The organism is Pseudomonas sp. SWRI51 (assembly GCF_014268825.1).
GTDB classification, from domain to species: Bacteria; Pseudomonadota; Gammaproteobacteria; order Pseudomonadales; family Pseudomonadaceae; genus Aquipseudomonas; species Aquipseudomonas farsensis.
The window spans coordinates 21,483-34,893 of record NZ_JABWRG010000048.1; the positions used below are offsets into that span (position 1 = coordinate 21,483).

12 protein-coding genes are annotated in these 13,411 nt (G+C 63.8%); 10 read left to right on the forward strand and 2 right to left on the reverse strand.

Going from position 1 to position 13,411, the window contains the following annotated elements; genetic code table 11:
* Positions 1–72: 72 nt before the first annotated feature.
* On the reverse strand, positions 73–816 hold the full coding sequence (locus tag HU720_RS15045) for a FadR/GntR family transcriptional regulator (RefSeq protein WP_186520721.1): 744 nt from the start codon (positions 814–816) through the stop codon (positions 73–75).
* A gap of 97 nt (positions 817–913) precedes the next feature.
* On the opposite strand from HU720_RS15045, the gene HU720_RS15050 reads away from it, so the two are divergent.
* The 5 genes from HU720_RS15050 to HU720_RS15070 all read left to right on the forward strand — a co-directional run bounded on the left by HU720_RS15050 (position 914) and on the right by HU720_RS15070 (position 3,996).
* Entirely contained in the window at positions 914–1,612 is a 699-nt protein-coding gene (locus HU720_RS15050) for a GntR family transcriptional regulator (RefSeq protein WP_186520722.1), read from the forward strand.
* Between the two features lie 103 nt (positions 1,613–1,715).
* Positions 1,716–2,249 carry a DUF3455 domain-containing protein gene (locus HU720_RS15055; protein ID WP_186520723.1) on the forward strand — a complete coding sequence of 178 codons (534 nt, stop codon included), beginning with the start codon at positions 1,716–1,718 and terminating at the stop codon, positions 2,247–2,249.
* A 99-nt stretch (positions 2,250–2,348) separates the two neighbouring features.
* Positions 2,349–2,897 (forward strand): sigma-70 family RNA polymerase sigma factor, encoded by a 549-nt coding sequence (locus HU720_RS15060; RefSeq protein ID WP_186520724.1) that lies wholly within the window; start codon positions 2,349–2,351, stop codon positions 2,895–2,897.
* A complete protein-coding gene (locus tag HU720_RS15065) occupies positions 2,894–3,595 on the forward strand; it encodes an anti-sigma factor (protein WP_186520725.1) in 702 nt (233 codons plus the stop codon). The genes HU720_RS15060 and HU720_RS15065 overlap by 4 nt, the downstream gene beginning before the upstream one ends.
* Before the next feature lie 107 nt (positions 3,596–3,702).
* Positions 3,703–3,996 carry a hypothetical protein gene (locus tag HU720_RS15070; protein ID WP_186520726.1) on the forward strand — a complete coding sequence of 98 codons (294 nt, stop codon included), beginning with the start codon at positions 3,703–3,705 and terminating at the stop codon, positions 3,994–3,996.
* Between the two features lie 64 nt (positions 3,997–4,060).
* On the opposite strand, the gene HU720_RS15075 is transcribed toward HU720_RS15070, so the two are convergent.
* Complete coding sequence (locus HU720_RS15075) at positions 4,061–5,914, reverse strand: ABC transporter ATP-binding protein (RefSeq protein WP_186520727.1); 1,854 nt, start codon at positions 5,912–5,914, stop codon at positions 4,061–4,063.
* Between the two features lie 175 nt (positions 5,915–6,089).
* Between HU720_RS15075 and metE the strand changes: the two genes are divergently transcribed.
* The 5 genes from metE (at position 6,090) to HU720_RS15100 (ending at position 13,304) form a co-directional block, all read left to right on the forward strand.
* Positions 6,090–8,387 carry a 5-methyltetrahydropteroyltriglutamate--homocysteine S-methyltransferase gene (metE, locus tag HU720_RS15080; RefSeq protein WP_186520728.1) on the forward strand — a complete coding sequence of 766 codons (2,298 nt, stop codon included), beginning with the start codon at positions 6,090–6,092 and terminating at the stop codon, positions 8,385–8,387.
* A gap of 119 nt (positions 8,388–8,506) precedes the next feature.
* Entirely contained in the window at positions 8,507–9,133 is a 627-nt protein-coding gene (locus HU720_RS15085; protein WP_186520729.1) for a glutathione S-transferase, read from the forward strand.
* 70 nt (positions 9,134–9,203) lie between these two features.
* A complete protein-coding gene (locus tag HU720_RS15090; RefSeq protein WP_186520730.1) occupies positions 9,204–9,719 on the forward strand; it encodes a sigma-70 family RNA polymerase sigma factor in 516 nt (171 codons plus the stop codon).
* On the forward strand, positions 9,716–10,663 hold the full coding sequence (locus HU720_RS15095; protein ID WP_186520731.1) for a FecR domain-containing protein: 948 nt from the start codon (positions 9,716–9,718) through the stop codon (positions 10,661–10,663). The genes HU720_RS15090 and HU720_RS15095 overlap by 4 nt, the downstream gene beginning before the upstream one ends.
* 256 nt (positions 10,664–10,919) lie before the next feature.
* Complete coding sequence (locus HU720_RS15100) at positions 10,920–13,304, forward strand: TonB-dependent receptor (protein WP_186520732.1); 2,385 nt, start codon at positions 10,920–10,922, stop codon at positions 13,302–13,304.
* The last annotated feature ends 107 nt before the right edge of the window (positions 13,305–13,411 follow it).

Genomic DNA, 13,411 nt, shown 5'->3' on the forward strand with positions numbered 1-13,411 from the left:
GGCTCAGATCACTGTGGGAGCTGGCGCCAGCCTGCGATTGGGCTGCAGCGCAGCCCCATGGGCCGATCTGCCTTACTCCCCGTAGAACGCCTGCACCTGCTGCGCCTCGCGCAGGCGCATGCGGCTGTTGCTCAGGTGCAGGTACATCGCGGCGCGTGCGGCATCTACCTGGCGGCTGGCGATGGCATCGAAGATCTGCTGATGCTCCACATTGATGCCCGCCAGGTAAGTGCTGCGGCTGCTTTGCCCGGTGTAGGCGGAGTTCATGCGGGTACGCGGGATCATCTTGGTGCCCAGGTGCTTCATGATGTCGATCAGGTACTGGTTGTCCGCCGCCTTGGCGATCTTCAGGTGGAACTGAAAATCGGCATTGGTGGTGCTGCCGGACTTCTCCGGCCCCTGCATCAACGCCTCCAGCGCCTGGGCGAGCTCTTCGAGCGCCTGCGGCGTTGCGCGCTCGGCGGCCATGCCGGCGGCCTGTACCTCAAGGCTCAGGCGAAACTCCAGCAAGTCGAGTACATCTGACAACAGCCCAATGGTGGCGGGGCCTACGTTGAAGCTTTCTGGCGCCGGCATATCGAGCACGAAGGTGCCGACACCATGGCGCGTCTCAACCAACCCGGCGGCCTGCATGCGCGACAGTGCCTCGCGCACCACCGAGCGGCTGACGCCTTCGGCCTGGATGATCGATGCTTCAGTGGGCAACTTGTCGCCGCGTTTGAGGGTGCCTTCACGCATGCGCTGGGCGAAGCGTTCTACCAACTGCTCGGCGAGGCGACGGGGCTTTTGCAGGGCGCTAGGGGTTTGATCCGGCATTGTTCTGCTCGAGTGTGAACAATGGCCAGTATAATGGCTTTTTTGCGTAAAGCTGCGGGTATAATCGAGCATCTTCCTGTATCGATGGCCTTTTGCAATGCCAGCAGCGACCCCCGATAGACGTCTCAATCTCGCCCAGCAGCTTGTCCACGACCTGTCGCAGCAGATCCTTGCCGGCGAGCTGCCAGCGGGCACCAAGCTGCCCACCGAAGATGCCTTTTCCAAGGCGCGAGGGGTCAGCCGCACGGTGGTTCGCGAAGCCATGTCACGGCTGCAGGCAGAAGGGCTGGTGGAAACCCGGCGCGGTATCGGCACCTTTGTGGTCGACGCCATTCCGGCCGGCGATTTCCAGGCCGCCAGCCCCGGCAAAGGCAGCGCCTATAACGCCGTGGCCATCATCGAACTGCGCCTGTGCCTGGAAGTGGAAGCGGCCGCCATCGCTGCCCAGCGTGCTGGCGCCGAACAGTTGCAGGCCATGCGCGCCGCGCTCGATCAGGCCCACGACCCGCAGCAAGCGCCTTGCACCCGCACCGACTTTGCGTTTCATCTGCAAATAGCCCAGTGCACGGGTAACAGCTTCTTCATCGACAGCATGACCCACCTGGGCAATACCCTGGTGGCGGCGGGTGAGCAGGCGGTGCCGGCGTTAGGTGATGCCATGCAGGTGCGCGAACGTGAGCAGGTATACAGCGCGATTGCCCGCAAGGACGCCGACGCTGCGCGCGCGGCGATGCGCCTGCACCTGACCAATTGCCTGGGCCGTGCACGCGGGGTGGTAGAGGCCGGCAACAGCTGATTGCGCAGCCCGAAAACTTTTTTGCATCCAGTTGGGCTGCTGGTGGGTAGTGATAGTCAGGCGGTGTATTACCGCCTCACCCTAACTTGCCAGGAGTTTCGCGATGACCCGCACATTCGCCCCATACCTGCTCGCTACCGGTTTGCTCGTTGCGCTCGCCCAGCAAAGCGCCCACGCCCAGGCCGCCGTGCCCGATGCGGTCAAAGTACCGGAAGGGCACAGGATCATGCTGGAAACCGTCGGGGTCGGTGAGATCACCTACGAATGCCGCGACAAGGCCAATATGCCCGGCCAGACCGAATGGGTCTTCGTCGGCCCCAAAGCCGTGCTCAACGACCGCAGCGGCAAGGCCGTGGGCGATTATTTCGGCCCGCCTGCGACTTGGCAGGCCAAGGACGGCTCGAAGGTCACCGGCACGCAGCTGGCCGTAGCGCCTGCGGCCAAGGCCGACTTGCCGTACCAACTGGTCAAGGCCAACCCGGCCGAGGGCAAGGGCGCGATGCAGGCCGTAAGCTACATCCAGCGCCTTGCGACCAAGGGCGGGGTAGCACCCGCGAGCGGCTGCACAGCGCAGAGCAAGGGGACCCAGCAGGTGGTCAAGTATCAGGCTGACTACGTGTTCTGGGCGGCCAAGTGACGGCGTTGGCCACTGCGCGCTGATTAATCATCTACGCTCCTCGGCATGCCCCGGCGCAACCGCCGGGGCATCAGTTGCCGCCCAAGGAGTGTGCGCGTATTGAACCTGCCGGCCCCCCCATTTGATTTCCAGGTATGCCTGGCTGCCTGCGCGCAGGGCGACCGGCGAGCGTTGCAGGCACTTTATGACCACGAGGGCGCGCGTCTGCTTGGCGTTGCACGGCGTATCGCCCGGGATCACGCCACCGCCGAAGACATTCTGCACGATGCGTTCATCCGCATCTGGACGGGCGCCGCCAGTTTTGACCCAGCGCGCGGTTCGGCACGAGGCTGGATCTACAGCATCACCCGCCACCTGGCGCTGAACTTTGTACGCGACACCCGGCGTGAGACGCCATTGGATGACCACGAGGTAACGGCTGTGGCCAGTCTTTTCGCAGGCTTTGACGAGCCTCAGTTGTGGACGGGTTCTGCGCGCATAAACCGCTGCGTCGAGCAATTGCAACCGGCGCCCCAGCGCTGCATCCTGCATGCCTATGTCGATGGTTGCAGCCACGCCGAGATCGCCGCTTTGCTGGGCGCGCCGCTAGGTACGGTCAAAGCCTGGATCAAGCGTAGCCTGCAGGCCCTGCGCGAGTGCATGGCATGAACCAGGGTTCTGCAAGCAAAGACCCCGAAGCGTTGCAGACGCTTGCGGGCGAGTATGTGCTGGGCACCTTGGCGGCTGACGAGCAGGCCGAGGTAGTGCAACGCCTGGCCCACGACCCTGCGTTGCAGGCCGCTGTCGATGCCTGGGAGCAGCGTTTGTTGCCGCTTGCCGAGCATGCCGCGCCGCAGCCCCCCAGCCCGCGGCTGTGGAGCCGTATCGAGCGCAGCCTCGGCCATCAGCAGCAGGTGCCGCGCACGCCTTGGTGGCAGCGCTTGGCGCTGTGGCAGGGCGCAAGCGCCGCAGGGCTTGCTGCCAGCCTGCTGCTGGCGGTGTTGCTGCTCACCCAGCAAGCTCCGGCGCCGCGTTATCTGGTGGTGCTGGTGGCGCCTGGTGACAATGCCGCCGGCTGGGTCGTGCAAGCCAGTGATGCGCGCAACATCGAGCTGATTCCGCTGGGCCAGGACCAGGTGCCCGAAGGCATGGTGTTGCAGTTCTGGACCAAGGGCGAGCAGTGGCGGGCGCCGGTATCGCTGGGGTTGGTCAAACCTGCGCAGCAGTATCGGGTACCGCAGCAGGATTTGCCGCCCCTGGAGCCGAACCAGCTGTTCGAGCTGACCCTGGAGAAAGCAGGTGGCTCGCCAACTGGAAGGCCGACTGGGCCGGTGAAGTTTATTGGTCGGGCGTTGAAAGTGATTTGAAGCGAGCGTTGCTTGCTTGACGGGGAACAGGCGCCACGCCAACATCGCCGGCTTGCGCCATTGCTGCTGCGATGGTTGTTCAACGCCGCCAATAAGTGAAAGGACTCATGATCCCCGACAACCACCCCTGCATTGTGTTCGTGCCCCCGCTCAGGGTTGTGCTCCAGCGCGCCGAACAAGAAAAGGGCGCACCGCTTGTGGAAGCGGAAGTGATCCAATTGTGCAACAAGGCCATGTGCATGACCGTGCCGTTTTCGGCCGGCGTGGAGATGGTCCACGAACTGGGGTACGTCGATGTCGTGCCCGAGGACTGCTGGAAAGACTGGCAGCGGCATCGCAGGCAGATCAACGGCGAGCCGGAACCGGGTTTGTGGACGTGGTTGCGTGGGCTATTCAAGTAAGCCACTGCTTGTAGGAGCGGCACGCGGCCGCTCCTACAAAGATCTGTGAAGTCCGAATACACCGCTATTCAACGCCCTCAACCACCCCTTGGTCCTCGCCCAGAAACCCACCACTCTGGTGCTGCCACAGTCGCGCATAAGTACCATTGCGGCCCAGCAGTTCGGCATGGGTGCCTTGCTCGATGATGCGCCCTTCATCCATGACGATCAGCCGGTCCATGGCGGCGATGGTCGACAGCCGGTGGGCGATGGCGATCACCGTCTTGCCTTGCATCATTTCGTCCAGGCTTTCCTGGATCGCCACTTCGACCTCCGAATCCAGCGCACTGGTGGCTTCGTCCAGCAGCAGAATCGGCGCGTTCTTGAGCATTACCCGGGCAATGGCGATGCGCTGGCGCTGGCCACCGGAAAGCTTGATGCCGCGCTCACCGACCAAGGTGTCGTAGCCGCTGTGGCCCTGTTTGTCGCTGAGCTGGTTGATAAACCCATCGGCCTGAGCGTTGGCGGCGGCGCGCTGGATCTGCGCATCGGTGGCGTCGGGGCGGCCGTAGGCGATGTTGTCGCGGATCGAACGGTGCAGCAGCGAGGTGTCCTGGGTGACCATGCCGATGGCGCTGCGCAGGCTGTCCTGGGTGACCTCGGCAATGTTCTGCCCGTCGATGCGAATACTGCCGCTGTCAACGTCGTAGAAACGCAGCAGCAGGTTGATCAGCGTCGACTTGCCAGCGCCTGAACGGCCCACCAGCCCGACCTTTTCGCCAGCGCGAATAGTCAGCGAAAGGCCATCGAGCACCTGGCGCTCACCGTTGTAGTTGAAGCTCACGTTGTCGAACTGCACGGCGCCGCCACGGGTTTCGAGCAAGGCTGCGTCTGGCTTGTCCTGCACCTTGGGGCCGCGGGTGAGGGTCTGCATGCCGTCCTGCACGGTGCCGATGCTTTCGAACAGCGATGTCATCTGCCACATGATCCAGTGCGACATGCCGTTGATGCGCAGGGCCATGGCAGTGATTGCCGCCACCGCACCGGTGCCGACCTGGCCCTGGTGCCACAGCCACAAGGCGTAGCCGCCGGCGCCCATGATCAGGCCCACCACCAGCGCCTGGTTGACGATTTCGAACTGGCTGACCAGGCGCATCTGGCGAAAGCCGGTGAGCTTGAAGTCTTCCATGGCCGCGCGGGCGAAATGCGCCTCGCGCCTTGAGTGGGAGAACAGCTTCACCGTGGTGATGTTGGTGTAGGCGTCAGAAATACGCCCGGTCATCGACGAGCGCGCGTGGGCCTGCTCCTGGCCGACCTTGCCCAGGCGCGGCACGAAATACAGCATGGCCAGGCCGAACAGCGCCAGCCAGGCAAGAAACGGCAGCATCAGTTTGAGCGCAAAGCCGCCGGCCAAGGCAATGATGGCAATGAAATACACGCCGATGCCCGGAATGATCTCGATCATCGTGAACAGCACTTCACGCACGCCCAGCGCCGTCTGCATCACCTTGGTGGTGACGCGCCCGGAGAACTCGTCGGAGAAGAACGACAGGCTCTGGCGCAGCATCAAACGGTGGAAGTCCCAGCGCAGACGCAGCGGCAGGTTGATCGCCAGCACCTGGTGCTGAACCATGGTGCGCAATGCAACCAGGGCAATACTGACTACCAGCACGATACCGATGCCCCACAGCACCCGCTGCTCCTGGCCATCGGCCGCGCCGCCGGCCTGCCAGGTGGACAGCAGGTCGACTACCTGGCCGAGAAAGGCGAACAGCCAGGCCTCGTACACCGACACTGCAGCACTCAGCAGCGCAAAGGCAAGGATATAGCCGCGCGCTCCGCGGGTGCAGGCCCACAGGAAGCGAAACAGCCCCATGGGCGGCGGCGGGGCCTCGTCGGGTGGGAAGGGGTCTAGCCGTCGTTCAAAGGCGCCAAGCATCAAGGTCTCCGGATTGATCAGGGGATGGGCGACAGGATAGCAAGTTGCGATTTGCAACACTGCGCTTGAACATGAGCAAAACTACGATTGCTATCAAATAATATGAGTTTGTCTCATTAGAAAGCTTTGCAGAGAATGGTCGCCATTGAATGACTCGATGGAGCGACAGAACAACATGGCACTGGCACACAACCTCGGTTTCCCACGTATTGGCGCCGACCGCGAACTGAAAAAAGCCCTTGAGGCCTTCTGGACGGGTGAACTGGACGAAGCTGGTTTGCGCCAGGTTGGCCGTGAACTGCGGGCAAGCCACTGGCAGGCGCAGAAGGACGCCGGCATCGAGCTGCTGCCGGTTGGTGACTTTGCCTGGTACGACCAGGTGCTGACCCATTCGTTGACCTTCGGCGTGGTGCCGCAACGCTTCCAACGCCCCGAAGGCGCCAAGCCGACGCTGCAAACCTTGTTCGACATGGCCCGTGGGGCCAACGACACCGACGGTTGCTGTGGCGGCGCCCATGCGCAGGAAATGACCAAGTGGTTCGATACCAACTACCACTACCTGGTGCCAGAATTCAGCGCCGATCAGCACTTCGCCCTGAGCTGGGAGCAACTTTTCGAAGAGGTCGACGAAGCCCATGCCTTGGGCCATGCGGTGAAGCCGGTGATCATTGGCCCGCTGACCTACCTGTGGCTGGGCAAGAGCAAAGGTGCGGGCTTCGACAAGCTCGAATTGCTCGACCGCCTGCTGGCGCTGTACGACGAAATCTTCAACCGCCTGGCAACCCAGGGTGTGGAGTGGGTGCAGATCGATGAGCCGATTCTGGTACTCGACCTGCCGCAGGACTGGAAGAACGCCTTCGAGCGAGCCTACAACATCCTGCAGCGTGCGCCGCTGAAAAAGCTGATCGCCACCTACTTTGGCGGGCTCGAAGAGAACCTTGGCCTGGCCGCCAATCTGCCTGTCGATGGCCTGCATATCGACCTGGTGCGCGCGCCTGAGCAGTACCCGACCATTCTCGACCGGCTGCCGGCCTACAAAGTGCTGTCGCTGGGCCTGGTCAATGGCCGCAACATCTGGGCCTGTGACCTGGAAAAGGCCGCCGATGTGCTGCGCCACGCCGCCGAGCGCCTGGCCGAGCGGCTGTGGGTGGCGCCGTCCTGCTCATTGCTGCACAGCCCGGTGGATCTGGCCCGCGAAGACAAGCTTGATGCCGAACTGCAAAGCTGGCTGGCCTTTGCCGTGCAGAAGTGCCAGGAGGTTGCCGTGCTGGCCAAGGCCGTCAATCAGCCTGAAGCGCCAGATGTACTGGCAGCGCTTGCCCGCAGCCGCGCCGTCCAGGCTAGCCGTGCGGCGTCGCCGCGCATTCACAAGCCTGCCGTGCAAGCGCGCGTGGCTGCCATCAAGCCGGCTGACAGCCAGCGCAACTCGGCCTTCGCCCAACGCATCGCCAAGCAGCGCGCCGGCCTGAACCTGCCTGCCTTCCCGACCACCACCATTGGCTCGTTCCCGCAGACCTCGGCGATTCGCCTGGCGCGCCAGGCGTTCAAGCAAGGCAAGCTGACCCTGGGCGACTACACCGAGGCGATGCACAGCGAGATCCGCCACGCCGTCAAGATTCAGCAAGACCTGGGGCTGGACGTGCTGGTGCATGGCGAGGCCGAGCGTAACGACATGGTCGAGTACTTCGCCGAGCAACTCGATGGCTATGCGTTCACCCGCTTTGGCTGGGTGCAGAGCTACGGCTCGCGCTGCGTCAAGCCTGCGCTGATCTTCGGCGACCTGAGCCGCCCGAACGCGATGACCGTGGAGTGGATCCGCTACGCCCAAGGCCTGACCGACAAAGTCATGAAAGGCATGCTGACGGGGCCAGTAACCATGCTGATGTGGTCCTTCCCGCGCGAGGATGTGACCCGTGAGGTGCAAGCCCGGCAACTGGCCCTGGCGATTCGCGACGAGGTGGTGGACCTTGAGGCCGCTGGCATCCGTATCGTGCAGATCGATGAAGCGGCGTTTCGCGAGGGCCTGCCTCTGCGGCGCAGCGCGTGGCCAGCCTACCTTGAGTGGGCCACCGAAGCCTTCCGCCTGTGCGCCTCGGGGGTGCGTGACGAAACCCAGATTCACACGCACATGTGCTACAGCGAATTCAACGATGTGATCGAGTCCATCGCCGCCATGGATGCGGACGTGATCACCATCGAGACCTCGCGCTCGGACATGGAGCTTTTGGAGGCCTTCGAGAAGTTCGACTACCCCAACGAAATTGGCCCAGGGGTGTATGACATCCACTCGCCACGGGTGCCGAGCAAGGACGACATGGTCAAGCTGCTGACCAAGGCAGCGCAGCGCATTCCAGCCGAGCGCTTGTGGGTCAATCCTGACTGCGGCCTCAAGACTCGGGCCTGGCCTGAGACGGAGGCTGCGTTGGTGAACATGGTTGCCGCAGCCCGCACATTGCGCGCGACACTGCTGTAAAGCCTGGGGGCGTTTCGGTTTTATTGCGCCAAGCCTGCATTGACCCTTTAACACCCGACGTGGTCTGCTGGCATGGCTGCACTAAAACCGAATGAGCCTTCAAAGGAAGATGAAGATCCATGTCCGAGTTCAAACTGCATTGCTTCGCTGAATCGGGTAACGCCTACAAGGCAGCCCTGATGCTTGAACTGACGGAACAGGACTGGGATCCGCTGTTCGTCGATTTCTTCAACGGCCAGACCCGCGAGCAGAGCTGGCGCGAGCAGGTCAACGAGCAGGGTGAGGTGCCGGTGCTGGAACATGCCGGCCAGACCTTGACCCAATCCGCGCTGATTCTTGAGTACCTGGCCGAACACACCGGCCAGTTCGGCGCGCGCGATGCGGCAGAAAAACGCGAAATCTGGCGCTGGATGCTGTTCGACAACCACAAGTTCACCGCCTACTACGCGGCGCTGCGCTTTATCTATTGCCTCAAAGAATCCGGTGAAACCGACGTTACCCGCTTCCTGCGCGAGCGGGCCACGGCCGCCTATCGCATCGTCGATGCCCATCTGGCAAACACGCCTTTCATGGTCGGTGGGCGTTTGACCATCGCCGACCTGTCGCTGGCAGGCTACGTTTTCATGCCTGAAGACACTGGCATTGCGCTGGAGGAGTTCGTCCACATCGAGGCCTGGAAGGACCGAATCAAAGCGCTCAAGGGGTGGCAGCACCCTTACGACTTGATGCCAGGCGTCGCGCTCTGACCCCACTTGGCACACGCGCGACAACAAATTAGAATCAGTCGCATTTACGTCAAGCGCGTGTGCCTTCCTGATGACCAACCCTTGCGCGGCCAGTAATACCCCGGTCGATGCCCTCTATCGCGAACACCGTAGCTGGCTGCACAGCTGGCTGCAGCGGCGTTTGGGCGACAGCTGGGCTGCCGCCGACCTTACCCAGGATACTTTCGTACGCGTGCTCGCGGCTCAGCAGGCGCGCACCTTGCCCAGCCTGCGCGAGCCGAGGGCGTATCTGCTGACGGTCGGCCGGCGCTTGCTGGTCAACCATTACCAACGCCGTGACCTTGAGCGGGCCTATCTGGAAGCGTTGGCCAACCTGCCCGAGGCGCAGGTGCCGTCGCCTGAGCAACGCTGGCTGCTGCTGGAAACCTTGCAGGCGCTCGATGAGCTGCTCGACGGCCTGCCGCGCCCGGTGCGCCGGGCGTTTCTCTGGTCGCAACTCGAAGGCCTGGGTTACGCCTGCATTGCCGAGCGGCTGCAGGTCAGCGAGCGGACGGTCAAACGCTACATGGCCCAGGCCTACGAGCACTGCCTGCTGGTGGACCTTTGAGCGGCGCCTCGTCCGCCCGGCAACTGGCCCGCGAAGCGGCGCAGTGGCTGGCGCTGCAGGATAGCGGGGCCTTCAGCGCCGAGCAGGCCGCCGAGCTGGGCCGTTGGCGCCAGCGCAGCGCGGCCCATGAGGCGCTGTGGCAAAAGGCCGAAATGCTCCGCCAACGCTTTGCCGAGGTGCCCGCGCCGCTGGCCGCCGCCTGCCTTGACCGGCCCATGCTCGACCGCCGCCGGCTGCTTGGCCAGGCGCTGGCGTTGGGCAGCTTGGCGCCGCTCGCCTGGTTGGGTTACCGGCAACTGCCGGTGGCCAACTGGCGCGCCGACTTGCGCACCGCTACCGGCGAGCGTCGCGGCCTGACGCTGCCCGATGGCAGCTATCTGCAACTGAACACCGCCACTGCCGTGAACCTTGATTTCGAGCAGGGCCGCCATGTTTTGCAGCTGCTTGAGGGTGAGATTGCGGTGCAGGGCAGGGGGCCTTTGCAGGTACATACCGGCCAAGGCCTGGTGCGGTCTTGGGGGGCGAATTTCTGCGTGCGGCTGGACGCGGGGTTGTGTGTGGTTTCGGTCAGCCGCGGCGAGGTCGAACTGGTGCCGCAGGCAGGGCACAGCAGGCGCTTGGCGGCTGGCCAGCGGGCGCAATTTTCCGCAGGTGGTATACGCGCTACCGAGGCGTTCGATGCCTTGGTGCCCGGCTGGCAACAGGGCTTGCTGATGGCCGACAACCAGCCGTTGGGCGAACTGCTGCGCGAGCTGCGCCGTTACCGGGCTGGCCTGCTGCGCTGGGACCCGGCGCTGGAGCGGTTGCGGGTTACGGGCACGTTCCAGTTGGATGACACCGATCGCATCTTCGCCCTGTTGGCCGCCAGCTTGCCGTTGCAGGTGAGGTACCGCACGCGCTATTGGGTGTCGCTGGCGCCTGATTCTGAGCGCGTGGCCTCGTAACCCGCAATTGCTGGGCAGCTTGGGAGGCCCAATGATTTTGCGCAGTTCCGCACTGGCCTCATCGCAGGCTGTCGCCAGCTCCCACGGGGTTTGAGTCAGGCACCGATTTCGCAGTCCGGCGCAGTCTTGGTGGGAGCTGGCGACAGCCTGCGATGAGGCCGGTGCAGATCACCGGCAAAAAAATCCGCAACCCCCGTCCCCTTTTTCCAACTCGCTTGTCATTCAGGGCATAACTCCCTCAACAAGAGCATTCCGGATGTCCCTGCCCACGCTTTTTCGCCCCCTGTCCACGCCATTGCTATTGATCGCCCTGGGACTGCCAGGTACCGTCTGGGCCGAGGATGCCAGCCAGCGCCGCTTCGATGTGCCCGCCGGCAGCCTGGCCAGCGCGCTGACCCGTTTCGCTGGCCAGGCCGGGGTCAGCCTGTCGGTGGACCCGGCGTTGGTAGCAGGGCGCAGCAGCACTGGCCTGCGCGGTGACTTTGCCGTGGAAGAGGGCTTTCAGACGCTGCTGCAAGGCTCGGGCTTGCAATTGGTACCTGCCGGGCAGGGCAGCTACACCCTGATGCGCCAGGCACAGCCTGCCGACGGCGCCCATGAGTTGCCCAGTACCACCATCAATGGCGAAGGTGTCGGTCTTGCCAGCGATGCCTATGCCGGCGGCCAGGTGGCCCGGCGTGGCAACCAGGGCCTGCTGGGGGAGCGCGACTTCATGGAGACGCCGTTCAACATGACTTCGTACACCAGCGAAGCCCTGCAGAACCAGCAGGCGCGGACCCTGGCCGATGCCGTGGCCAACGACCCCTCGGTGCGCACCACCAACCCATCGGGCGGGCGCTTCGAGCAGTTTTCGGTACGCGGCTTCAGCCTCTACAACAGTGACGTCGCCTACGGCGGGCTGTATGGCGTGCTGCCGACGTACTCGATCGACATGGAAATGGTCGAGCGGGTGGACATTCTCAAAGGCCCCGGCGCCCTGCTCGGCGGCCTGGCGCCCAACGGCAGCGTGGGCGGTGGGGTGAACATCGAACCCAAGCGCGCGAGTGACACGCCCCTGACGGAGTTCACCGCGCTGTACGCCTCGACCGGCCAAGGTGGCGGGCACCTCGATGTGGGGCGGCGTTTTGGCGAAGACCAGCGCTTTGGCCTGCGCCTGAATGCCTTGCGTCAGTCCGGCGACACCGAATGGGACCATCAAAGCCTGGAGCGTGAAGCTGCGGTGTTGGGCTTTGATGTGCGCGGCGAGCGTACCCGGCTGTCGCTGGATGTCGGCCGCCAGGAGCGAGATGTCGATGGCACCATGGAACGCGTGGGCCTGGCCCGTGGCTTGAAGGTCCCGGATGCCAAGGACGTCCACCACAACTTCGCCCAGCCCTGGACCTACGCGCGGGCCAAGGACACTTTCGGTGCCTTGCGTGGCGAATACGATGTCAGCGACAACTGGATGGTCTACGGCGCGGTGGGCGCCCGCAAGGGCGACTACGATTTCATGCGTCACGCCGTGGTGCTGAGCAACGATGCGGGGCGTTTCAGCGTGACTCCGCGGGCATTCCAGCGCGAGGAAGATGTACGCACCGCCACTGTGGGCGCGCGTAGCTGGTTCAACACCGGGGCTGTCGGCCACACCCTGAACATGAGCCTGAACCGCTTCGAGCTGACCTTTGACAACACCGGCGCCAGCTACGCCTCCGGGGTCAGCAACCTGTACGACCCGGTCACGCTGCCGGCCCCAGCCCGCGTGACCGACCCGGACGACCCTACCCACACCGAAACCGTGCTTTCCAGCGCAGCCCTGGCCGATACCCTGAGCTTTGCCGACGACACTGTGCTGCTGACCTTGGGTGTACGCCTGCAGCGGGTCGAGGTGGACAGCACCACGGCCGGCAAACCCAAGCCGGGTTACGACGAACGCGCAACCTCACCGGCCATGGGCCTGGTGTGGCGCACCACCGAGCAGTTGTCGCTGTACATGAACTACATGGAAGGCCTGACCCAAGGGCAGACCGCCGGGGAAACTACCGCGAATCAGGGCGAAATATTCGCACCGTTTCGCAGCAAGCAGCTTGAAGTGGGTGCCAAATATGACATGGGCCGTTTCAGCACCACGCTCAGCGTGTTCCGCATCGAGCGGCCGATGTACTACACCGACAGCCAGAACTTCTTGCGCGACGATGGTGAGCAGCGCAACCAAGGGGTGGAGCTGAACCTGTTCGGTGAACCGCTGGATGGCGTGCGGGTGCTGGGCGGCGCCATGCTGCTCGACGCCACGCAGACGCGCACCAACGGGGGCATCAACGACGGCAAGCGGGCGGTGGGCGCGCCAATCGTCAATGCCAACCTGGGCGTTGAATGGGATTTGCCGGCGGTGCAGGGGCTGACCTTGACTGCGCGGATGATCCATACCGGCAGCCAGTACCTGGACGTTGCCAACACCCAGAAGCTCGATGCGTGGCAGCGTTACGACCTTGGGGCGCGCTATGCGCTGAAGTTGGGCGACAAGGACGTGACATTGCGCGCCAGTGTGGAGAATGTCTTGGACAAAACCTACTGGGCGTCGGCTAACGTGCCGGAGGGGACGGCTACCGGGATGACCCTGTCGACGCCGCGTACCTGGCTGGTCTCGGCGACGGTCGGGTTTTGAGGTAGGCCTGCTGATGATTGGTGATTTCGATGTGGCGAGCGGGCTTGTCCCGCGTTGGGCTGCGCAGCAGTCCTGAAAACCCAAGGGTAATCCTCAGGGCTGCTACG